Origin of the sequence: Salinihabitans flavidus (assembly GCF_900110425.1) — a bacterium.
Classification (GTDB): Bacteria; Pseudomonadota; Alphaproteobacteria; order Rhodobacterales; family Rhodobacteraceae; genus Salinihabitans; species Salinihabitans flavidus.
Window position 1 is genome coordinate 87,555 of record NZ_FODS01000009.1, and the last position, 22,333, is coordinate 109,887.

At 62.3% G+C, this 22,333-nt stretch carries 21 protein-coding genes; 6 read left to right on the forward strand and 15 right to left on the reverse strand.

The features are described 5' to 3' along the window. Positions 1–80 precede the first annotated feature (80 nt). From speB to BMW66_RS09510, 3 genes are all read right to left on the reverse strand, one after another. Positions 81–1,043: an agmatinase gene (speB, locus tag BMW66_RS09500; RefSeq protein WP_093117818.1), complete on the reverse strand. Its 963-nt coding sequence runs from the start codon at positions 1,041–1,043 to the stop codon at positions 81–83. Positions 1,044–1,143: 100 nt separating this feature from the next. Continuing rightward, positions 1,144–2,304 carry a M20 aminoacylase family protein gene (locus tag BMW66_RS09505; RefSeq protein ID WP_093117820.1) on the reverse strand — a complete coding sequence of 387 codons (1,161 nt, stop codon included), beginning with the start codon at positions 2,302–2,304 and terminating at the stop codon, positions 1,144–1,146. A 16-nt stretch (positions 2,305–2,320) separates the two neighbouring features. Beyond that, positions 2,321–3,484 (reverse strand): M20 aminoacylase family protein, encoded by a 1,164-nt coding sequence (locus BMW66_RS09510; RefSeq protein WP_093117822.1) that lies wholly within the window; start codon positions 3,482–3,484, stop codon positions 2,321–2,323. 57 nt (positions 3,485–3,541) lie between these two features. Between BMW66_RS09510 and mazG the strand changes: the two genes are divergently transcribed. The 3 genes from mazG (at position 3,542) to typA (ending at position 7,431) form a co-directional block, all read left to right on the forward strand. After that, on the forward strand, positions 3,542–4,381 hold the full coding sequence (mazG, locus tag BMW66_RS09515; protein WP_093117824.1) for a nucleoside triphosphate pyrophosphohydrolase: 840 nt from the start codon (positions 3,542–3,544) through the stop codon (positions 4,379–4,381). 81 nt (positions 4,382–4,462) lie between these two features. Continuing rightward, positions 4,463–5,476 (forward strand): Fe(3+) ABC transporter substrate-binding protein, encoded by a 1,014-nt coding sequence (locus BMW66_RS09520; protein WP_093117826.1) that lies wholly within the window; start codon positions 4,463–4,465, stop codon positions 5,474–5,476. Between the two features lie 137 nt (positions 5,477–5,613). Then, on the forward strand, positions 5,614–7,431 hold the full coding sequence (gene typA, locus BMW66_RS09525; protein ID WP_093117828.1) for a translational GTPase TypA: 1,818 nt from the start codon (positions 5,614–5,616) through the stop codon (positions 7,429–7,431). A 23-nt stretch (positions 7,432–7,454) separates the two neighbouring features. Here the strand turns inward: typA and BMW66_RS09530 are convergent, their stop codons facing one another. From BMW66_RS09530 to recA, 4 genes are all read right to left on the reverse strand, one after another. Continuing rightward, positions 7,455–8,000, reverse strand: coding sequence for a histidine phosphatase family protein (locus BMW66_RS09530; RefSeq protein ID WP_093117830.1), 546 nt, complete (start codon positions 7,998–8,000; stop codon positions 7,455–7,457). 48 nt (positions 8,001–8,048) lie between these two features. After that, entirely contained in the window at positions 8,049–8,336 is a 288-nt protein-coding gene (locus BMW66_RS09535) for a DUF1330 domain-containing protein (protein WP_093117832.1), read from the reverse strand. A 1-nt stretch (position 8,337) separates the two neighbouring features. After that, entirely contained in the window at positions 8,338–11,001 is a 2,664-nt protein-coding gene (gene alaS, locus BMW66_RS09540; RefSeq protein WP_093117834.1) for an alanine--tRNA ligase, read from the reverse strand. A gap of 127 nt (positions 11,002–11,128) precedes the next feature. Continuing rightward, complete coding sequence (recA, locus tag BMW66_RS09545) at positions 11,129–12,211, reverse strand: recombinase RecA (RefSeq protein ID WP_093117836.1); 1,083 nt, start codon at positions 12,209–12,211, stop codon at positions 11,129–11,131. Positions 12,212–12,406: 195 nt separating this feature from the next. Between recA and BMW66_RS09550 the strand changes: the two genes are divergently transcribed. Further along, positions 12,407–13,003: a gamma-glutamyl kinase gene (locus BMW66_RS09550; protein WP_093117838.1), complete on the forward strand. Its 597-nt coding sequence runs from the start codon at positions 12,407–12,409 to the stop codon at positions 13,001–13,003. 107 nt (positions 13,004–13,110) lie between these two features. Next, positions 13,111–13,479: a DUF2237 family protein gene (locus tag BMW66_RS09555; RefSeq protein ID WP_093117840.1), complete on the forward strand. Its 369-nt coding sequence runs from the start codon at positions 13,111–13,113 to the stop codon at positions 13,477–13,479. Positions 13,480–13,495: 16 nt separating this feature from the next. On the opposite strand, the gene trpB is transcribed toward BMW66_RS09555, so the two are convergent. The 7 genes from trpB to BMW66_RS09590 all read right to left on the reverse strand — a co-directional run bounded on the left by trpB (position 13,496) and on the right by BMW66_RS09590 (position 19,855). Further along, the gene (gene trpB, locus BMW66_RS09560) at positions 13,496–14,749 is read right to left on the reverse strand and encodes a tryptophan synthase subunit beta (RefSeq protein ID WP_093117842.1); all 1,254 of its coding nucleotides are present in this window, start codon (positions 14,747–14,749) and stop codon (positions 13,496–13,498) included. Positions 14,750–14,907: 158 nt separating this feature from the next. Then, complete coding sequence (locus BMW66_RS09565) at positions 14,908–15,570, reverse strand: phosphoribosylanthranilate isomerase (protein ID WP_093117844.1); 663 nt, start codon at positions 15,568–15,570, stop codon at positions 14,908–14,910. Positions 15,571–15,641: 71 nt separating this feature from the next. Further along, positions 15,642–15,992, reverse strand: a complete 351-nt coding sequence (locus BMW66_RS09570) for a lipopolysaccharide assembly protein LapA domain-containing protein (RefSeq protein ID WP_093117846.1) — start codon at positions 15,990–15,992, stop codon at positions 15,642–15,644. Beyond that, positions 15,993–16,277: an integration host factor subunit beta gene (gene ihfB, locus BMW66_RS09575; protein WP_093117848.1), complete on the reverse strand. Its 285-nt coding sequence runs from the start codon at positions 16,275–16,277 to the stop codon at positions 15,993–15,995. 328 nt (positions 16,278–16,605) lie between these two features. Then, the gene (tig, locus tag BMW66_RS09580; protein ID WP_093117850.1) at positions 16,606–17,940 is read right to left on the reverse strand and encodes a trigger factor; all 1,335 of its coding nucleotides are present in this window, start codon (positions 17,938–17,940) and stop codon (positions 16,606–16,608) included. A 127-nt stretch (positions 17,941–18,067) separates the two neighbouring features. After that, complete coding sequence (locus BMW66_RS09585; RefSeq protein WP_093117852.1) at positions 18,068–18,325, reverse strand: PqqD family protein; 258 nt, start codon at positions 18,323–18,325, stop codon at positions 18,068–18,070. A gap of 57 nt (positions 18,326–18,382) precedes the next feature. Further along, a complete protein-coding gene (locus BMW66_RS09590) occupies positions 18,383–19,855 on the reverse strand; it encodes a ferredoxin reductase family protein (protein WP_093117854.1) in 1,473 nt (490 codons plus the stop codon). Positions 19,856–20,040: 185 nt separating this feature from the next. Here BMW66_RS09590 and BMW66_RS09595 point away from each other — a divergent pair, with 185 nt between their 5' ends. Beyond that, positions 20,041–21,096: a polyheme membrane-associated cytochrome C gene (locus tag BMW66_RS09595; RefSeq protein ID WP_175483205.1), complete on the forward strand. Its 1,056-nt coding sequence runs from the start codon at positions 20,041–20,043 to the stop codon at positions 21,094–21,096. Between the two features lie 21 nt (positions 21,097–21,117). Here BMW66_RS09595 and prfB read toward each other — a convergent pair whose 3' ends face one another. Then, positions 21,118–22,245: a peptide chain release factor 2 gene (gene prfB, locus BMW66_RS09600; protein ID WP_093117858.1), complete on the reverse strand. Its 1,128-nt coding sequence runs from the start codon at positions 22,243–22,245 to the stop codon at positions 21,118–21,120. Between the last annotated feature and the right edge of the window lie 88 nt (positions 22,246–22,333).

Here is a 22,333-nt window from a genome sequence, read left to right on the forward strand (position 1 = left end):
TCTCCTCCGCCGCATTGCCGCCGCCCCTCAGCTTCGGAACAGCCTGCGTCAGGATCGGCACGCGCGCAATGCGAAAGGCGTTATGTCCTGCGAGTCCAACCCCATAGGCAGATCAGCTCGGTCGCCACATGGGCCCCCGCGATCGCCGTGGCCCCGGTGGTGTCATAGGGGGGTGAGACTTCCACCACGTCCCCGCCGACGAGGTTGATCCCGGCAATATCGCGCAGCATGATCGCCGCCTGCGCCGAACTCAGACCGCCCCAGACCGGCGTGCCCGTTCCCGGTGCAAAGGCGGGATCGAGCCCGTCGATGTCGAAGGTCAGATAGACCGGATGATCGCCCAGAATCTCCCGGATCTTGCGCGCCGCCGCCTGCGGGCCGGCCTCATGCACTTCACGCGCGTCGATGATATTGACCCCAAGCGTGTCGGGGTTATCGGTGCGGATGCCCACCTGAACACTGCGCGCCGGGTCCACCAGCCCCATCTTCACCGCCTTGTAGAACATGGTCCCGTGATCGAGCCGCTCCATGTCGTCGTCGGCCCAGGTGTCGGAATGGGCGTCGAACTGCAACAGTGCCAGAGGCCCGTATTTCTCGGCATAGGCGCGCAGGATCGGGAAAGAAATATAGTGGTCCCCTCCCAGCGCGATACTCGCCGCCCCGGCCTCGAGGATGCCGCGGATATGTGCGGTCAGAGCCTCGGGAAAATCGCCCACGCGGGCATAGTCGAAGGCCAGATCGCCATAGTCAACAATTCGAAACGCGTTGAGCGGATCATACCCCCAGCCATAGGGCGCATCCGGAGCCTGTAGCGCGCTCGCCTCGCGGATCGCCCTCGGGCCGAGCCGCGCTCCGGGCCGGTTGGTAACGGAATGATCAAAAGGAACCCCCGTGACGGCAATATCCACCCCGGCCAGATCCTTGCTGTAGCGTCGGCGCAGGAAAGAGGTCGCCCCGCCAAAGGTGTTTTCAAAGCTGGGCCCGCGCAGGGTTTCCCGCGTGAACGCCTGATCCACCTGATGCCTGGCATCCTCCAGCGCCATGATCCGCTCCCATCCTGCAAAATTTGATCAAATTTCGCAGAACAGGGAAAAAGGTCAACCCCTTTCACGCGCGCGCCCGACGGATAGGGGCGCCGCGCGCTCAGAGCGGCGCGGCCTTTTCCACCAGACGGGACAGGAACGAGGCGCCCACAGGCGCAATGGCGTCATTGAAATCATAGGCCGGATGATGAACGGTCGCGCTCTCTCCCTGACCCAGAAAGAGATAGGCGCCGGGCCGCGCGTTCAGCATGTAGGAGAAATCCTCCGCCGCCATCATCGGCCGCGTGGCATCGTCCACCCGGTCCGTGCCCACAACGTCCCGGGCCACGTCCGCGGCGAACCCGGCCTTGCCGGGATCGTTCACCGTCGCAGGATAGCCCACCTCGTAGTCGAGCGTCGCCGTCACGCCGAAGGACGCCGCCTGCCCGTCCACGATCTCCTGCATCCGGCGCATCACCATGGCCTGCACGCCGGGATCGAAGGTGCGCACGGTGCCGCACATACGGGCTGTGTCGGGAATGATGTTGGTGGCGCTGCCGGTGGTGATCTGGGTCAGCGACAGCACCAGACGGTCCTGCGCATCGTGGTTGCGGCTCACGATGGTCTGAAGCGCCTGCGCGATACCCACCGCCGCCATCACCGGATCGCGGGTATCATGCGGCATCGCGCCATGTCCGCCCGCGCCCTGAATGTCGATGTAAAAGCTGTCCACCGCCGCCATCACCGGCCCCGGCGCCAGCAGCAGATGCCCCTCGGGCATGTTGGGCGCATTGTGGATGCCATAGACCTCGTCGATGCCGAACGTCTCCATCAGGCCCTCCTGCACCATGGCCTCGCCGCCCCCACCGCCTTCCTCGTCCGGCTGAAAGATGAGCACCGCGCGACCCCGGAAATTGCGCGTCTCGGCCAGATACTTCGCCGCCCCGAGAAGCATCGCGGTGTGCCCGTCATGGCCGCAGGCGTGCATCTTGCCCGGCATGGTGGACGCATACTCCGCGCCCGTGGTCTCCTCCATCAGGAGGGCGTCCATATCGGCGCGCAGGCCGATTGTCGGCCCCTCGCCCTGCCCCTCGATCACCGCGACAACGCCTGACTGCGCCCAGCCGGTGGAAATCTCGGTGATGCCGAATTCCTTCAACCGCTCCACGACAAAGCGGGCGGTCTCGTGACACTCCCGCCCCAATTCGGGGTGTGCGTGGATATGGCGGCGCCAGGTTTTTATCTCGTCGGCGAAGCCGGCGATGCGATTGATGACAGGCATGGATCTTCCTTTCGTGTCAGGCGCGGGCGTGGCGGGTCTCGATCAGCCGCGCGAAGAAGCTCGCCCCGATGGGTGCGGCAGCGTCGTTGAAATCGAATTCCGGGTGATGCGGCGAGGGTCCGATCCCCTGCCCCAGAAACAGAAACGCACCGGGCCGCGCCTCCAGCATATAGGAGAAATCCTCCGCCCCCATTTCGGGGGCCAGATCGGCGACGACCTGCTCCTCGCCCACGATCTCACGCGCGATCCCGGCGGCGGTTTCTGTCTGGGCGGCGTGGTTGACCGTGGGCGGATAGCTTCGGTTGTAATCCACCCGCGCGGTCACGCCATAGCCGGGCGCGAGCCCCGCCACGATCTCATGCAGACGCGCCTCGACCATATCCCGCACCTGCGGCGAAAAACTGCGCACCGTTCCGGCAAGATAGGCCTTCTCCGGCACGATATTGGTGGCCGATCCCGTATGCACCTGCGTGAGAGAGACGACCAGCGGCTCAAGCGGATTCACGTTGCGCGCCGTGATCGTCTGCAAGGCGGTGCCGATCCCCAGCGCCGCCTGCACCGGATCGCGGCATTCATGCGGATAGGCGGCGTGCCCGCCCACCCCGGTCAGATGGATTTCGAAATCGTCCACCGCCGCCATGATCGGCCCGGAACAGGTGCGGAACTCTCCAAGCCGGGCGAAACTGTCGGTGTGCAGGGCATAGACCTCCTCGACCCCGAAGCGGTCCATGATCCCCTCTTCGACCATGATCCGCCCGCCACCGATGGATTCCTCGGCCGGCTGAAAGATCAGCACCGCGCGCCCTGTGAAATTGCGTGTCTCGGCCAGGTATTTCGCCGCACCCAGAAGCATCGTCGTATGCCCGTCATGACCGCAGGCATGCATCCGCCCGGGTATGGTGGAGGCCCACTCCGCCCCGGTCTCTTCCTGCATCGGCAGCGCGTCCATATCCGCGCGCAGCCCCGTCACCGGACCGGACCCGTTGCCCTCGATCACCGCGACAACGCCGCTGGTGGCAATGCCCTCGTGGATCTCGTCCACGCCGAACGCCCGCAGCTTTTCCACGACAAAGGCCGCGGTCTCATGGCATTCAAGACTCAGTTCCGGATGCATGTGCAAATGACGGCGCCAGCCTGTCATCTCATCGGAATATGCGGCGATACGGTTGACCACGGCCATCTCTGGACTCCTCTGTCTTGGCCCGGCACAAACAACCGCGAAACATGAGGAAGCGCAATGCCCGAAGATGCCCTGATCCACGACCGCAGCCAACCCATGCCCCGGCTTCTGGAAATCATGCGCCGCCTGCGCGAACCTGAAACCGGCTGTCCGTGGGACATCGAACAGGACTTCGCCTCCATCGCCCCCTACACCATCGAGGAAGCCTACGAAGTGGCCGACGCCATCGCGCGCGAGGACTGGGAAGAGCTGGAGGGAGAGTTGGGCGACCTGCTGCTGCAAACCGTCTATCACACCCAGATCGGCACGGAGGCCGGGCTGTTTACCTTCGATTCGGTGGCCAATGCTATTGCTGACAAGATGGTGGACCGTCACCCGCATGTCTTCGGAGACGAAAGCCGCGACAAGAGTGCCGAACAGCAGACCCGCGACTGGGAGGCGATCAAGGCCGCCGAACGTGCGCAAAAGGCGCAGCGCGGCACGCTCGACGGGGTGGCCATCGGATTGCCGGCGCTGCTGCGGGCGGTGAAACTGCAAAAGCGGGCGGCGCGCGTCGGCTTCGATTGGCCCGATGCCTCGCATGTGCTCGACAAGATCGTGGAGGAAGCCCGGGAACTCGAAGAAGCGCGCGACCATCTCGGCCGCGACGAGATGGAGGAGGAGTTCGGAGATCTTCTTTTCGTCATGGCCAATCTCGCCCGCCATCTCGACATCGACCCCGAATCGGCCTTGCGTGCGACCAACGCCAAGTTCACCCGCCGCTTCGAAGCAGTGGAGGCGAAGCTTGCCGCGCGCGGCAAAAAACCCGAAGAGTCGGATCTGGCGGAAATGGACACCCTCTGGAACGCGGCGAAGGACGACGAGAAGGCCACGTGCCGCGCCGCCGAAATTACCTGACATCTTTGTTCAGGTATTGACCCGACAAAATAAGTCGGATTAAACATTCGCATCGAAACCGCAACCGAAGCGAGTGAAAGAATGTTTAACAGGATCAAACCCGCCCTCCTTGCCGCCGCCGCCACCGCCGTGGCTGCGCCCGTGCTGGCAGATGAGGTGAATGTCTATTCCTACCGTCAACCCGAACTGATCAAACCGCTGACCGATGCCTTCACCGAGCAAACGGGTATCGCGGTCAATGTCGCCCATCTCGACAAGGGTATGATCGAACGGCTCGAGGCAGAAGGCTCCCGCACCCCGGCCGATCTGGTCTTCACCGTGGACATCTCTCGACTGGCCGCCGTTGTGAATGCGGGGCTGACTCAGTCGGTTGACAGCGACACGCTCAACGAAAACGTGCCGTCGCAGTATCGCGATCCCGATGGTCACTGGTTCGGCCTGACGACCCGCGCGCGCATCGTGTACGCCTCGAAGGAGCGTGTGGCGGAGGGCGAGCTGACGACCTATGAGGGCCTCGCAGATCCCAAGTGGGAGGGCCGCATCTGCACCCGCTCCGGCGCGCACCCCTATAACGTCGCGCTGGTGTCCGCAGTTCTGCACCACCATGGCGCCGAAGAAACGAAGGCATGGCTCGAAGGGGTGAAATCCAACCTTGCCCGCAAGCCACAGGGCAACGACCGCGCGCAGGTCAAGGCGATCTGGGCCGGCGAATGCGATATCAGCCTCGGCAACACCTACTACATGGGCAAGATGCTCGAGAACGACGAGCAGCAGGCATGGGCAGACAGCGTGCGCATCGTCTTCCCCACCTTTGAAGACGGCGGCACCCATGTGAACGTTTCGGGTGTGGCGATGACCAAGGCAGCCCCCAACCGCGAGAATGCCCTGAAGATGATGGAATTCCTTGCGTCCCCCGAAGCGCAGGAAATCTATGCCAGAATGAACTACGAATACCCGATCGCGCCGGGCACCGAAGCCGATGAGCTTGTGCAGGGCTGGGGCAGCTTTACCGCCGATGACGTCAACCTTATGACGCTGGCAGAGAACCGCAGCGAGGCGCTGAAACTGGTCGAGCAGGTCGATTTCGACGGCTGAACGCCTCGATACCGACAGTGGACGGCGCCCCTTGTGGGCGCCGTTTCGCGTTCCGGCGGGCCTTGAAAATAAGGTCTGGTCTTTTGTAGCCTCCCGATATAGGCGAAGCTCCACGTTTCCCATCAAAGGCGGACCCTATGGACCTGCGCAATATCGCAATCATCGCCCATGTCGATCACGGCAAGACCACGCTCGTGGACGAACTTCTCAAGCAATCCGGCGCGTTTCGCGTGGGCCAGGAAGTGGCCGAGCGCGCAATGGACAGCAACGATCTTGAGCGCGAGCGCGGTATCACCATCTTTGCCAAGCCCACGTCCCTCGTCTGGAAGGACACGCGCATCAATATCGTGGATACCCCCGGCCACGCCGATTTCGGCGGTGAGGTGGAACGGATCCTGAGCATGGTCGATGGCGTGGTCCTGCTGGTCGATGCCGCCGAAGGCCCGATGCCCCAGACCAAGTTCGTGACCTCGAAGGCGCTGGCGCTGGGTCTGCGGCCCATTGTCGTTCTCAACAAGGTGGACAAACCCTCCGCCGAACCCGATCGCGCGCTCGATGAATGTTTCGATCTCTTTGCCTCGCTCGATGCCGATGAGGATCAGCTTGATTTCCCGCATCTCTACGCATCCGGGATCAATGGCTGGGCAGATACCGAACTGGACGGGCCGCGCAAGGATCTGCACGCACTCTTCAACCTGATCGTGAACCATGTTCCGGCCCCGAAACAGATCAGGCATCAGGACGAGGATTTCCGGATGCTTGCCACCACGCTGGGCGCCGACGCCTTTGTCGGTCGCATTCTGACCGGCCGGGTGGAAAGCGGGCGACTCAAGGTCGGGCAGACGGTGCAGGCGCTCTCGCGCATCGGTCAGAAGATCGAACAGTTCCGCGTGAGCAAGATTCAGGCGTTTCGCGGCCTCGGTCAGCAGGACATTCCAGAGGCGCTCGCCGGTGACATCGTTTCCATCGCGGGCATGTCCAAGGCCACCGTGGCCGACACGATCTGCGCGCTGGCGGTGGACACGCCGATTGACGCACAGCCCATCGACCCGCCCACGATCACCGTGACCTTCGGCATCAACGACAGCCCACTGGCGGGACGCGAAGGCAAGAAGGTGCAGTCGCGCGTGATCCGCGAACGCCTGATGAAAGAGGCGGAATCGAACGTCGCCGTCAAGGTGGCCGACACCCCCGGCGGCGAAGCGTTCGAGGTCTCCGGCCGCGGCGAATTGCAGATGGGCGTTCTGATCGAGAACATGCGCCGCGAAGGGTTCGAACTGTCGATCTCCCGCCCGCAGGTGATCATGCGAGAGATGGACGACGAGCGGATGGAGCCGATCGAGGAAGTGACCATCGACGTCGATGACGATTACTCCGGCGCGGTGATCGAGAAGGTGACCGGCCCGCGCAAGGGCGAGCTTGTCGAGATGAAACCGGCCGGTGCGGGCAAGACGCGTATCATCGCGCATGTCCCATCGCGCGGACTGATCGGCTACCACGGCGAATTTCTGACCGATACACGCGGCACCGGCGTGCTCAACCGCGTGTTTCATGGCTGGGCGCCCTACAAGGGGGCAATCCCCGGGCGCCGCGCGGGTGTCCTCATCTCGATGGAAAATGGCGAAGCGGTCGCCTATGCGCTGTGGAATCTGGAAGAGCGTGGCCGCATGTTCATTGGCGCGCAGGAGAAGATTTATCAGGGCATGATCATCGGCGAGCATTCGCGCGAGAATGATCTTGAGGTGAACCCACTGAAGGGCAAGAAGCTCACCAACGTCCGCGCGTCCGGCACCGATGAGGCTGTGCGCCTCACGACCCCCGTTCGCCTCAGCCTCGAAGCGGCGATCTCCTACATCAATGATGACGAACTGGTGGAAGTGACACCCAAGGCCATTCGACTGCGCAAACGTTTCCTCGACTCGAACGAACGCAAGCGCATGAACAAGACCGCCTGACCCTGCGGCGGGCACGGCCCCGCCTAGGGATCGATCAGCACCCGTCCCGTCACGGCCAGCGCCCCATCGCGCCATCGTGTCGCAACGATCTCGCCCGAGCGTGGAAACACGCCTGTCAGTGCCGTGATATTGACCTGGTGGCTCACCAGCAAAAGGCGATGGTCGCGGTTTTGCTCGATCAGATTGAGTACCTCACGCGTCTGCGCGTCCCGTTTCGAGCGATTCCCGAAGAAGGAATTGAGCGCGGACACCTCCCGCACCGGACCAAGGTCAAGCAGGTCCGCCGTTTCCCGGCTGCGGCACCATTGGCTTGTCCAGACCGCGTCGACCTCAACCCCTCTACCCCGCAACGCCTCGCCAATCCGTCGCGCCTGCGCGCGGCCCTGTGCGTCGAGATTGCGTTGCGTGGTGCAGTCCTCGAGCCGGAAGCCCGAGGGATCGCCCGTGCCGGGCGCAAGCGCGTGGCGCATCAGCAGTATCGAGCCGGGTTGCTCGATCGCGTTCCAGTCCTGCGCCACCCCCCAGAATGGCAGGACCGACAAGAAAAACGTCACCAAAATGCGAAGCATGGCATCCTCCTTGACTGTAAGGATAGAACGCCAAGGCGCGCGGGCCAGCTATTCGCTGGTTTCGACGATCAGCAACTCCCGTTCGGACGCGCCGCGCGCATGGCTCAGCGCCTCTTGATACTCCGGGCTGTGATAGCAGGCTTCCGCCGCTTCGACGGAGGGAAATTTCGCCACCACATTGCGCGGCCGCTCCTTGCCTTCAAGCTGTACATAGCGTCCGCCCCGCGCGATGAACGCCCCGCCATGCTTGGCGATGGCCGGCCCCGCCAGCTTGGCGTATTTGCCATAGGCGTCCTCGTCGGTGACAGTCACATGTGCAATCCACAAAGCTGGCATTCTATCCTCCGATCACTGTCTCTGCCGCTTTTATCGCGGCCTCTGCATTTCCGACGTCTCTGCCGCCGCCCTGCGCCATGTCCGGGCGACCACCGCCGCCCTTGCCGCCAAGCTCCTGAACCGCCGCTTTCACCAGATCGACCGCCGATATCCGGTCCGTCAGATCGTCCGTCACACCGGCGGCCACCGCTGCCTTGCCGCCCGCATCGGCGATTAACAGCACCGCGCCGGATCCAAGCCGCTGCTTGTGCTCATCGATCAGCGACGGAAGATCGCGTCCGGACACACCAGAAAGTACCTGCGCGGCAAAGGCGACGCCGGCGATCTGCCTCGCCTCGGATTCGGCCCCCTGTCCTGTGCCGCCCGCCATCGCCAGATCCCGGCGAAGCTGCGCCACCTCATTGGACAGCGCCTTGCGTTCGTCCAGAACAGCACGCAGCCGGTCCAGTTCCTCGCCCGGCTGCGCCTTGAGCGTCGTCGCCATCTCCTTGAGCCGTCGCGACTCACGCTCCATATGGGCATAGGCCGCCTCGCCTGTCAGCGCCTCGATCCGCCGCACCCCCGCGCTCGACGCGCTGTCGCTGAGCAGGACGCACACTCCGATGTCGCCGGTCTGGCGCACATGCGTGCCACCGCAAAGTTCTATGGAATAGGTCGCGCCATTGCCGCCCTTGCCCGATCCCGGTTGCAGCCCCATGGACACCACGCGCACCTCGTCGCCGTACTTCTCGCCAAAGAGAGCCTGCGCTCCGATGGCCCGAGCATCGTCCGGTGTCATGATCCGCGTCTCCACAGGCGTATTCTGGCGGATATAGGCGTTCACCTCCTCTCCGATCCGATGCCATTGCGCCTCGTTCAACGGTTTGGCGTGGCTGAAATCAAATCGGAGGCGATCGGGCGCGTTCAGGCTGCCGCGCTGCGCGACATGCTCGCCCAGATGCTGCCGCAGCGCCTCATGCAAAAGATGTGTGGCCGAATGGTTGGCCCTGATCGCGGTGCGTCGTTCGTGATCGACCTCAAGCCGCGCGGAGTCTCCAACCTCGACCCGGCCCTCGATGACATCGGCGAAATGGATGAACACCCCGGCGGATTTGCGTGTATCGGTAATGCGCGCCCGCCCGCCTTCAGTTCGAATCTCGCCGGTATCACCGACCTGACCACCTGACTCGGCGTAGAACGGTGTCTGATTGAGCGCGATCTGCACGCTCTCGCCGCTCTGTGCCGCCTTCACTTCCGCCCCGTCGCGCACCAGAGCGAGAATCTGCCCTTCCGCGGACTCCGTGTCATAACCCAGAAAATCGGTGGTCCCGTGATGCTCGGCAATGTCGAACCAGATCGCCGCATCCGCAGCTTCGCCGGACCCCGACCATGCCGCGCGCGCCTTGGCCTTTTGTTCGGCCATCGCCGCATCGAACCCTTCGGTATCGACGCAGCGCCCCTTTTCGCGCAGCGCATCCTGTGTCAGATCGAGCGGAAAGCCGTAGGTATCGTAGAGCTTGAACGCCGCCTCTCCCGGAAGCGCCACCCCGTCAGGCAGATGCGCCAACTCGTCATCGAGCAGTTTCAGCCCCCGTTCCAACGTCTGGCGGAACCGCGTTTCCTCGAGCCGGAGTGTTTCCTCGATCACCACTTGCGCCCGGCCCAGTTCGGGATAGGCCGCGCCCATCTGCCCGACCAGAGCAGGCACCAGCCGGTGCATGAGTGGATCGCGTGTTCCGAGAAGATGCGCATGGCGCATCGCGCGTCGCATGATCCGGCGAAGCACATAGCCCCGCCCGTCATTCGATGGCATCACCCCGTCCGCGATCAGGAACGACGTGGAGCGCAGGTGATCCGCGATCACCCGGTGATGTATATTCTTGGAGCCATCCGGCTCTGTCGCGCTGGCATGGGCTGACGCCTCGATCAGATTGCGCATCAGGTCGGTGTCGTAGTTGTCATGCTTGCCCTGCAACAGCGCGCCGATCCGCTCCAGCCCCATGCCCGTATCGATCGACTGCATCTCCAGCTCGGTCATGGACCCGTCTTCGAACTGCTCGTTCTGCATGAAAACGATATTCCAGATCTCGATGAAGCGGTCCCCATCTTCCTCCGGGCTACCCGGAGGGCCGCCCCAGATATCCGGGCCGTGATCATAGAAGATCTCGGTGCACGGGCCGCAAGGGCCGGTCGGACCCATCTGCCAGAAGTTGTCGGAGGTGGCGATGCGGATGATCCGCTCGTCAGGCAAACCTGCGATTTTCTTCCATAGATCCGCCGCCTCATCATCGGTGTGGAAGACCGTGACCAGAAGCCTGTCCTTCGGAAGTCCGAATTCACTGGTCAGAAGCTCCCACGCAAACGCGATCGCCTCGGCCTTGAAATAGTCGCCAAAGGAGAAATTCCCCAGCATTTCGAAGAACGTATGGTGACGCGCGGTATAGCCCACATTGTCGAGGTCATTGTGCTTGCCGCCCGCCCGCACGCATTTCTGGGCGGTCGTCGCGCGCTTGTAGTCGCGATGTTCGACCCCGGTGAACAGGTTCTTGAACTGAACCATGCCGGAATTGGTGAACATCAGCGTCGGATCGTTTCGCGGCACCAGAGGGCTTGAGGGAACAATCTCATGCCCCTGTCTGGCGAAATAATCGAGAAAGGTTGAACGGATTTCGTTCAGGCTGGGCATCGGCTGGCCTCTTGATGCGGGTTGGTCCAGCCGGGTTTATCCCCCATGCGCAAAGCTGTCCACACATCAATCGGACCTGTGATGCACCGGACGCATGGGATATACGCCCGGAGCAAGAAGTCCGTGATCAGCTTTCGAGGAGCGCGTCGCCGCTGTCGTCATCGTCCGACTCGGGCATGTTGAATTCCAGCCCGTGAGCGGCGCGGATCTTGTCCTCGATCTCGAGCGCCATGCGCTTGTTTTCGCGCAGGAAGGTCTTTGCGTTCTCGCGCCCCTGCCCGATGCGTTCATCCCCGTAGGAGTACCAGCTGCCGGATTTTTCCACCACGCCGGCCTTCACCCCGAGATCGATCAACTCTCCCGTCTTGGAGATGCCCTCACCATACATGATGTCGAACTCGACCTGCTTGAAAGGCGGGGCGACCTTGTTCTTCACAACTTTGACCTTGGTCTGATTGCCTGTAACTTCATCCCGGTCCTTGATCGAGCCGATCCGCCGTATATCAAGCCGCACAGAGGCATAGAATTTCAGCGCATTGCCGCCCGAGGTCGTTTCCGGGCTGCCGAACATCACGCCGATCTTCATGCGGATCTGATTGATGAAAATCACCATGCAGTTGCTGCGCGAGATGGAGCCGGTCAACTTGCGCATCGCCTGGCTCATCAACCGCGCCTGCACACCAACGCTGCTGTCACCCATATCGCCTTCAAGTTCCGATTTCGGGGTCAGCGCCGCAACCGAATCGACCACCACGACGTTGACCGCCCCGGAACGCACGAGCGTGTCGGTAATTTCCAGCGCCTGTTCGCCCGTATCGGGCTGCGAAATCAGCAACTCGTCCAGATTGACGCCCAGCTTTTTCGCATATTGCGGATCCAGCGCATGTTCGGCATCGACGAAGGCGCCAACACCGCCGGTTTTCTGCTCTTCAGCGAGGCAATGCAGCGCCAGCGTGGTTTTGCCAGAACTTTCAGGTCCATAGATCTCGATGATCCGTCCCTTGGGAAGGCCGCCGATCCCCAGCGCGATATCGAGACCCAGAGAGCCGGTGGAGGTGGCCTCAATATCCTTGAAGGGATTGTCGCCGCCCAGTTTCATGATCGACCCCTTGCCGAACTGCCGTTCGATCTGGGCCAGCGCGGAGTCGAGCGCCTTTTGCTTGTCGGGGGTTGTCTTGCTGCTCATTGTCAAAAGATCTGCCGTTGCCATTGCATTTTGCCCCTTATTTCACACACCGTTTCCGGCGTCCATCATTGCCTGTGTTCACGTCCTGTTCCCACCCCTTATGAGATCAAAAAGAGAACATTTCAATAGAATTCTGCGGGTTTAACTTTTTCCACAAAACGTTAAGGAGAGGTTTACGATGCCGCGGCAAGATCCCGGATAAAGCCCGAAGGACAGTAGATGCTTGTTTTCTGGAAGGAAAAACTGGTGATTCTCGCGGTGCCCAAGACTGGCACCACCGCGCTTGAGGCTGCATTGCGCCCGCGCGCCGATATCGTTGTCTCCGATCCGCCCGAATTGAAACATGCGCCGCTCTACCGCTACAATCGCTTCTTCCGCCCGATGTTCGAGAAGGCGTGCAAGACATCCGACATGGAAACCGTGGCGGTCATGCGCGAACCGATAAGCTGGCTTGGAAGCTGGTATCGCTACCGGCGCCGCGATTTCATGAAGGGGCAGGCCAATGCGACACATGGCTTGAGCTTTGACGAGTTCGTTGAAGGATACTGCAAGGGGGAGCGTCCCGCGTTCGCCAATGTCGGCAGTCAGGCCAAGTTCCTCGAACCCCGCCCCAACGGAACTGCCGTCACTCATCTTTTCCGCTATGAGGATCAGCCCCGGCTCCTGCGCTTTCTGGCCGACCGTCTGGGTCAGTTGCCAGAGCTGCCGCGCGCCAATGTATCGCCGGAAATGGCACTGTCCCTCTCGTCCGAAGCAGAGGCGAAGTTGCGCCGTAAATGTGCCGACGAATTCACGCTTTACAATAGCTTACCCTGAGAACGATAATCTGCATCGACCCCATCTGTACGGATGGTATCATGCAGGGATTCCCCTTTCGATCCAATCACGCTACGCTGGTGCCTGCGCGACAGGAGGTAAAGAGAATGCAAAAAGACCTTTCCATCAATGTGTTGGGGGGAAATCTGGCGCCCTGCTCATCCGACCCTCTGACGGGTTTCTTTCGTGACGGGGCCTGCAACACCTGCGCCGAGGATCAGGGGAACCATACAGTCTGTGCCGTGATGACAGCGGAGTTTCTGGCCTATTCGAAGTATGTGGGAAACGACCTGTCCACACCGCGTCCGGACTTTGGCTTTCCGGGGCTGAAGCCGGGGGATCGTTGGTGCCTGTGCGCGGGCAGGTTCCTGCAGGCGCATGATGAAGGCTGCGCGCCGCAGGTCGATCTTCAAGCGACACACGAAAAAGCGACGGAAATCGTGCCGCTGGCGGTATTGCGAAAGCACACGCTCTGAGGCGTATGGCGCCGGATCAGATCGCGTCGCGGCCTTCTGTATCGGCCATGTCGAACCCGAGATGCCGCGCAACGGTGTAGATGTCCTTGTCGCCACGCCCGCACATGTTCATCACAAGCACATGATCGCGCGGTAAGGTCGGTGCGATCTTCATCACATGCGCCAGCGCATGCGAGGGCTCCAACGCGGGAATGATCCCCTCCTGCGCGCAGCAAAACTGAAACGCCTCAAGCGCCTCCTTGTCCGTGATCGAGACATACTGCGCGCGGCCGGTGTCGTGCAGCCAGCTATGCTCCGGGCCGATGCCCGGGTAGTCGAGGCCGGCGGAAATGGAAAACCCTTCGAGAATCTGCCCGTCCTCATCCTGAAGCAGGTAGGTGCGATTGCCATGCAGGACTCCCGGGCGCCCGCCGGTAAGTGAGGCGCAATGCTGCATGCTGTCGTCCACGCCTTTGCCCCCCGCTTCGACACCTATGATATTGACGGTTGTGTCGTCGAGAAACGGATAGAATAGCCCCATCGCGTTGGAGCCACCGCCAATCGCGGCCACAAGCGTATCGGGCAGCGCGCCGTCCCCTTCGAACTCGGGCAACTGGTCCCTGACTTCCTTTCCGATGATCGACTGGAAATCGCGCACCATCGCTGGATAGGGATGCGGCCCGGCCACGGTGCCGATGCAATAGAAGGTGTCGCGCACATTGGTGACCCAGTCGCGCAGCGCGTCGTTCATGGCGTCCTTGAGCGTGCCGCGCCCCGAGGTGACAGGGACCACCTCGGCCCCCAGAAGCCGCATGCGGAACACGTTGGGCGCCTGCCGTTCCACATCATGCGCCCCCATGTAAACCACGCATTGCAGCCCGAACTTGGCACAGACGGTCGCGGTGGCCACCCCATGCTGTCCGGCGCCGGTTTCCGCGATGATCCGCGACTTCCCCATACGGCGGGCAAGGATGATCTGGCCGAGCACATTATTGATCTTGTGCGCGCCGGTATGGTTCAGCTCATCCCGCTTGAGATAGATTTTCGCGCCGCCAAGCGCCTCGGTCATGCGCTGCGCGAAATAGAGCGGGCTGGGCCGACCCACGTAGTGTTTCCAGAGGTGCTCCATCTCGGCCCAGAACTCCGGATCGGTTTTGGCTCGATCGTATTCGGCCTCCAGTTCGAGGATCAGCGGCATGAGCGTTTCGCTGACAAAGCGCCCGCCGAATTTGCCAAAACGGCCCCTTTCGTCAGGGCCGGACATGAAGCTGTTGAAAAGGTCGTTGGCCATGAAAGGTCTCCGTCGTTCCGCCCCTGTTCATATGGGGCGGTGGCACGATTTGCCATGACAAATTTCCCGCACCGCTGCGGAACTCACGCCGCGTTCCTCTTCAGCCCGGAGAGCCGACCGTTTCGCGGTATCGTCCGACCGCCACACAAACAGAGGGATCACAACGCCACTCTGCCCGCCCCGCCTCCTGCCGCCTTGATGAATGCGCTCATGAGGGCCGGATCTTTCGTTCCCGGTGCGCGTTCCACGCCAGAGGAGACATCGACCTGCCGCGCGCCGGTCATATGGGCTGCCTCGGCCACATTGTCGGGTGTCAGCCCCCCGGCCAGCATCCAGGGACAAGGCCAGAATTTTCGCCCGGCCAGAAGTCGCCAGTCAAAGGCAAGCCCGTTGCCTCCCGGAAGCGGAGCGGCCTTCGGAGGTTTGGCATCGATCAGAAGCTGGTCGGCCACCTGTGCGTAAATGTCGATCTGCTCCAGATCCGCCGCGTCCGCAATACCGATCGCCTTCATCACCGGCAAACCGTAGCGCGATCTCAGCTCAGCCACGCGTCCAGGGCTTTCACGCCCGTGGAGTTGCAACATGTCGAGCGGAACCGTCGCCTGAAGATGATCGAGGAATGCATCGTCCGCATCGACCGTGAGCGCGACCTTGATCACGCCCGGCGGCACCTCCAGCGCCAGTGCACGCGCGGTATCGGGATCGACATTGCGCGGGGATTTGCCAAAGAAGACAAACCCGCAATAGCTCGCTCCCGCCGCGACGGCGGCGCGGACGTGATCAGACTGCGTGAGCCCGCAAATCTTGACCCTGACGTCCATCGCCTTCCCCCTGAAACGGCAAAGGCCCCGGGAATCCGGGGCCGTTCACGCCTTCAACGACCGCGAATGATCTACCCGTTCTCGTCAAGAAGCGCCAGCACTTCGTCCTTGCCCTCGGCCTGCTTGCCCTTGAGACGCCGAATCTCGCGCTGCGTCTGGCGCAACTCGCGTTCGGCGCGCGCCTTTTCGGCACGAAAGCGGTGTTCGCGCAGCCATTCCCAGACAAATCCGATCAGAAGTCCGGCGACGACCCCGCCGAGGATCACAAGAAACAGCGGCAGGGTCACCGAATAGCCAAGCCCCAGCAGATCCGCCAGCGTGGCCGGCAGAAGGTTGAGTGTGACCTCACCCCGATTGGCCAGCGCGACCACGATCAGGACGATACCGACACCCGCCCAGAAGGCGTAACGGATATAGCGCATTCAATCCTTCCCGTTCAGACGATCGCGAAGACGCTTGCCAGTGCGAAAGAACGGCACGTATTTCTCCTCGACATGGACCGACTCCCCGGTGCGCGGATTGCGTCCGACCCGGGCATCGCGCTTCTTCACCGAGAAAGCGCCGAAACCGCGCAGTTCCACCCGGTCGCCACGGGCCATCGCATTGGTGATTTCATCGAAGATCGTATTCACGATCCGCTCCACATCCCTCTGATAGAGATGTGGATTCTCGTCGGCAATAATTTGAATGAGTTCCGATCGGATCATCGGCCCTGTCTCCCCGGCAGGCTGCGTTTATCTTGTTCGCTTTGCTTCTGGGACTATAGGAAGAAACCACGCGAACGGAAACAGATACGGACGGATAGGGGGCGAAAATTGGCACGAATGGGCATCAATCCGCGTTTCAGAGGCAAAATGCGATGGGATCGAACGAGAATGCGGCAGCAAATGGGTTCTCCGCCGCAGCGCAGAGAAGCCATTGATTCGCAATGAAAAGGTCCGGAATGCAAAAGTCCCCGCCAAAGGCGAGGACTTTGTCAGGAGTTTGAACCCCGCCCTTACGGGCGGCCAGTCGCATCCGGAGTCCGGACTGAACTCATTCTTCGTCGAGCGCCTCGACGGCTTTTTGAAGATCGTCCTTGCTGATCTCCTTGTCGGTCACTTCCGCCAGCTCGACGATATAGTCGATGACCTTGTCTTCGAACAGCGGCGCGCGAAGCTGCTGCTGCATCTGCTGGTTCTGCTGAACGAATTCAAAGAACTGACGCTCCTGCCCGGGATACTGGCGGGCCTGGTTCATGATCGCCTGCGTCATCTCCGCATCGGTCACCTCGACCTCGGCCTTCTGACCCAGTTCGGCCAGCAGCAGCCCGAGGCGAACGCGGCGTTCGGCCAATTCGATATGCTCCTCGGTCGGCTCGATTTCCGGGTGGTCGTGGCCTTCCACGTCCGGGTTCTCTTCATGCCAGAGTTGATGCGCGATCTGCTGCGCCTCGGATTCCACAAGGCTGGGCGGCAGATCGAAGCTCACCATTTTATCAAGCTCGTCGAGAAGGTTGCGCTTCATCACCGCACGCGCGGCCTGAACATACTCGGCTTCGAGACGCTCGCGGATCTGCCCCTCCAGCGCGTCCAGATCCTCTGCGCCGAATTTCTTGGCCAACTCGTCGTCGATCTGCGCCGCGACGGGTTCCTTCACGTCCTTGATCGTGCAGTCGAACACCGCTTCCTTACCGGCAAGATGCTCCGCCTGATACTCGTCGGGGAAGTTCACGGTGACGGATTTCTCCTCACCGGCGGTAACGCCGACAAGCTGCTCTTCAAAGCCGGGGATAAACTGATTTGAGCCCAGAACCAGCGGGAAATCTTCCGCCGCACCGCCTTCGAAGGGCTCACCATCGACCTTGCCGACGAAATCCATCACGACCTGATCACCGTCCGCAGCCTTGGCACCGGCTTCCCGCGATTTAAAATCCTGCGCATTCTCGGCGAGGTTCTTCAGCGCATCCTCGACCTCCGCGTCGTCGGCCTTGGCCACCAGCCGTTCGACCTTGAGCGATTTGAGGTCGACCTCGGGGATCTCCGGCAGCGCCTCATAGGACATCTCGATGTTGACGTCCTGACCCTCTTTCCAGTCTTCGCCGTCTTTCATCTCGACCTTTGGTTGCATCGCCGGGCGGTCGCCGCTGTCTTCGAAATGCTTGTTCATCGCGCTGTCGACGGTTTCCTGCATCGCCTCGCCAAGCAGACGCTGGCCGAATTGCTTTTTCAAAAGCGCGAGCGGAACCTTGCCCTTGCGAAAGCCCTTCATCTCAACTTCGGGCTGCGCCTCGGCGAGCTTCTCGTTGACCTTCTCGTCGAGTTCCGCCGCCGTGACGGTGATCGAATACGCGCGCTTGAGCCCCTCGTTGAGCGTCTCAGTGACTTGCATCTGTCTTCCCCATAGGTTTCATCGCGCGCAAAGCGCACGTTGTCGCTGTGTAAATCTGCGCCCTTCTATTGGCCCTGTCCCGGCGGTGCAAGTGGATTTGGCCGCATCGCCGCCCCCCGGAGGTGTTTCACCCGCAGCGCGCGATCAGCCCCCGTTGCTCAAGCTGGGCAATCGCCTCTGATACTTCCTCGCTTGGCGGGGCCGACAGGCGAAAACACTGCGCCAGCCGCTCGGCGATCGCGTCATCCGAATGACAGCCGTCGCAACACAAGTAGATGATCGCCGCCGTGGCATTGAGGTGGTGAACCGTTCCGGCCACCCGTTCCTGCAAGCGAAGCCCGTCGCCGGTCTCTTCCACGTCCACGTCTGCCAGTGCCTGCCACATGGATCTATCCTGCCAGATTTGCGTTGCAATGAAAACCGCGCGGCACCGCCATGTCGCTCACCCGGCTCCCAGCAGCGCGAACGCCCCCGTTGCCACCGCGAGCGCCGCGCCGATACCGACGAAGTACAGCGCCCTGCGCCGGTCCTGGCGCGAGGCCGCGCCGCCCGAATAGTCGAAGCGTTCATAAACCACCTTGTCCATCGGCATTCCCAGATCCACAAGGGTATCCGACACCGCCGTCACCATCGGACCGGGGCCGCACATCAGCGCCACGCACCGCGCCGGGTCGAGACCGTCGAGCAATTCGCCCAAACGCGCGCGATCAAGGCGCCCGACAACGCCCTGCCAGCCCTCGGCATCTTCCTCACTCAGCAGCATGACCTGAAGGTCGATCACTTCTTTCGCGGCCTCGATCTCTTCGAGACAGGCAAAATTCGCGGGCGTCCCGGCGGCATAGGCAAGCCGCACGGGCCGCGGATCGCGCCGCGCCACGAGATCGCGCAGCAGCCCCATGATCGGCGCGATCCCCACACCGCCAGCCAGCAGCACGATGGCGTGATCCTCATGCCGTTCAAGCGTGAACTCTCCGTAAGGCCCGTCAATCCCGATCGGCGTGCCGGGGGCGAGCGTTCCGATCCGGTCGGTGAAATCGCCAGCCTCCTTGATGATCAGGCTCAGCCCGTCGCGCGCGGGGCTGTCGGCGATGGAAAACGGATGGTCGAACAGCGGGAAGCGGTGCCGGCCCTCGCTCATCCAGACGAACTGTCCCGCAGTATAAGGCAGCGGCGCGGTCCGCGGGCCGGGCTGAATATCAAGCTCCCACATCCGGTCGGCGCGCTGTGTGACGGAGGCGAGCCGCCAAGGCCGGCGATGAAGCTGAAGCCAGCGCCAGCCATACAACACCGCGACGACAAGGGCGCAGGCGCCCCCCACGACCCACCAGAGCCAGTGAACCGGCCCCAGCGCGCTGAACCGGCCCGCGCTCACCGCGTGATGGAGCCCGCCCCCCAATGCCACAAGGCCAAGCACGACATGACTGCCACGCCAGACCTCATAGCGCCACGGCATCCGGTCCCGCAGAACCGCCCCGACGATCAGCAGAACAAGCGCCGACAAGACCACGACCCCGCTGCGATAGTGCGGCAGGGTCAGATAGGCCATGAGCCGTTCAACCCCGAGATCGGGGTTTTCGGCCCATGTCGGCATGACATAGAAAAGCGGATGCCCGATCAGCGCCAGCAGCACCCAGATCGCCGCGATCTTGTGAAACGCCATGATCTTGTCGATGCCAAGCCGCCCCGACACCGCCTCGAACCGGCCGGAGGTGACAAATTGCACCGCCATCGCCGCAAGCGCCACCATCCCCAGCGCCGCCGCCACCCGCTCCCATGGATCGAGGGGCGCCACCCGCTGACCGGCGGCCAGCAGCAACGGCGAAAGGCACGCCACCAGATACAGCAGACCGAGCGCCGGGCCCGGCAAGCGCAGGCCATGCCGCGCCCGTATTCGGGGGGCCGTGGATAGCGCCATTGTCGCCCTCTCTTTCAAGATGTGTTTCCCAATGCCTGCGTGCCTGAAGATCAAACCGCATGTCTTGATGCGGATCAATGCAAGGTGACGGAATTCATCGAAGTTTCCCCAAACTGTGGTAGGTTGCGACGAGCAGCAAAGGAAAAGTGATGCGTATGCCCCGGAGTGCAGGTTTTTTTGGAGGCATGGTCGTACTTGTCTGGCTCGCTGTTGCGCCCGCGCAGTCACAGGATGGCGAAAGCCTGGATGCGCTGGTGGAGAAATGGCTAGCATCGCCGCATGGGGATTACCACTCGCAGTCTTTCACCTACTGGAACAAGGATGGCGAGGTGCCGGTCGATTGTGCGGCCTGCCATTCGCAGACCGGCTTTCTCGACTATCTCGGCGCTGATGGCAGCGCTTCGGGCGTGGTGGACCACCCGGCCGTGATCAACGCGCCCATTGGCTGTGCCTCCTGTCATACCTCCGCCGCCCACGCGCTCGACAGCGTGAGCTTCCCCTCCGGTGTCACGGTTGACGGGCTTGGCTCTTCCGCGGTCTGCACGGTTTGCCATCAGGGGCGTCTGTCCGGCGATGATATCAGCACCGCGACGGGCGGGATCGACGAGGATGAGGTGTCGGGCGATCTGGCCTTCATGAATGTCCACTATGGTGTGGCGGCGGCGGTCATGCGCGGCTCTGACGTGCGAGGCGGATATCAGTATCCGGGCAAAACCTACGCCGGCACCTTCGCCCATGTGCCAAACGCCAACACCTGCGTGGCCTGTCACGACCCGCACACGACGCAGGTGGAAACCGATGGCTGCATAAGCTGTCACCGCGGTGTGGAAGACCCGCGCGACATCCGCATGCGTCACACCGATTTCGATGGAGATGGCGACAATGCGGGCGGAATCCACGCAGAGATCCTTGGATTGCACGGCGATCTTCTCGCTGCGATCCAAAGCTACGCCGCCGAGATCTCGGATGCGTCCATTGGCTACGCCCCCGGCACCTACCCCTACTTTTTTCAGGACAGCGATGGAGATGGGCAGATCGGAGACGACGAGGCCGCCTATCCCAACCGATACCAAAGCTGGACGCCCCGGCTTCTGAAGGCCGCCTACAACTATCAGGTGGTCAAGAAGGACCCCGGCGGGTACGTCCACAATCCGGCCTACATGCTGCAACTGCTCCACGACAGTCTGGAGGATCTCTCCGCTCAGGTGGATATCGACATGACGGCCTATCGCAGGCCCTGACGACGGTCGGATCGCGGGCGCCTACCCCTCCGCCTGCGCGTCGGCGCGGCTCTTGCCGGCCACATCCTTGGCCAGCGTCGCGGCCATCAGCTCATCGAGATCGCCGTCAAGAACACCCTTGGTGTCGGATGTCTCATAGCCCGTGCGCAGGTCCTTCACCATCTGGTAAGGTTGCAGCACATATGACCGGATCTGGTTGCCCCAGCCGGCATCGCCCTTGTTTTCATGGGCTTCGTTGATCGCCTCGTTCCGCTTGTCGAGTTCCATCTGGTAAAGACGCGATTTCAGGGCCTTCATGGCGATGTCGCGGTTCTGGTGCTGCGACTTTTCCGAACTCGTCACGACGATCCCCGTGGGCTCGTGGGTAATGCGCACCGCCGAATCGGTGGTGTTGACGTGCTGTCCGCCCGCCCCGGAGGAGCGATAGGTGTCGACGCGGATATCCGAGGGGTTCACCTCGATCTCGATATTGTCGTCCACAACCGGATAGACCCAGACCGAGCAGAACGACGTGTGCCGCTTGGCCGCGCTGTCAAAGGGCGAGATGCGCACCAGCCGGTGGACCCCGCTTTCCGATTTCAGCCAGCCATAGGCGTTATGCCCCGAAATCTTGTAGGTGGCCGATTTGATCCCGGCCTCGTCGCCGGGACTCTCGGCCTGCAGCTCGACGGAATAGCCCTTTTTCTCCGCCCAGCGGACATACATCCGCGCCAGCATCGAGGCCCAGTCGCAACTTTCGGTTCCGCCCGCGCCGGCATGAACCTCAAGGAAGGTGTCGTTGGCGTCCGCCTCTCCGTCCAGCAGCGCCTCAAGCTCTTTCTCGGCAGCCCGCTTCGCCAGCGTCTTGAGCGCGGCTTCGGCGTCGCGCACCACCTCGTCATCGCCCTCCATCTCGCCCAGCTCGATCAGCTCGACATGGTCGCTCAGTTCGGTCCCGATGGCCCGAACCGTTTCCATGGCATCGACCAGCGCCTGCCTGTCGCGCATCAGCTTCTGCGCCTTGTCCGGGTCGTTCCACAGATCGGGATCTTCCACCCAAGCGTTGAATTCCTCAAGCCGGTGCGGCGCGGTCTCCCAATCCATGCGCTGCTTGAGCAGGGCAAGCGATTTCTCTATCTCGGCCACGAAGTTCTGGGTTTCGGCGCGCATGTGTGGGCTTTCCTGTCTCTCACATCGGAATGCGGGTGATAACAAGGGGCCGGGGTGCGCACAAGCGCACGCCCCCGCCCCTCGCGAT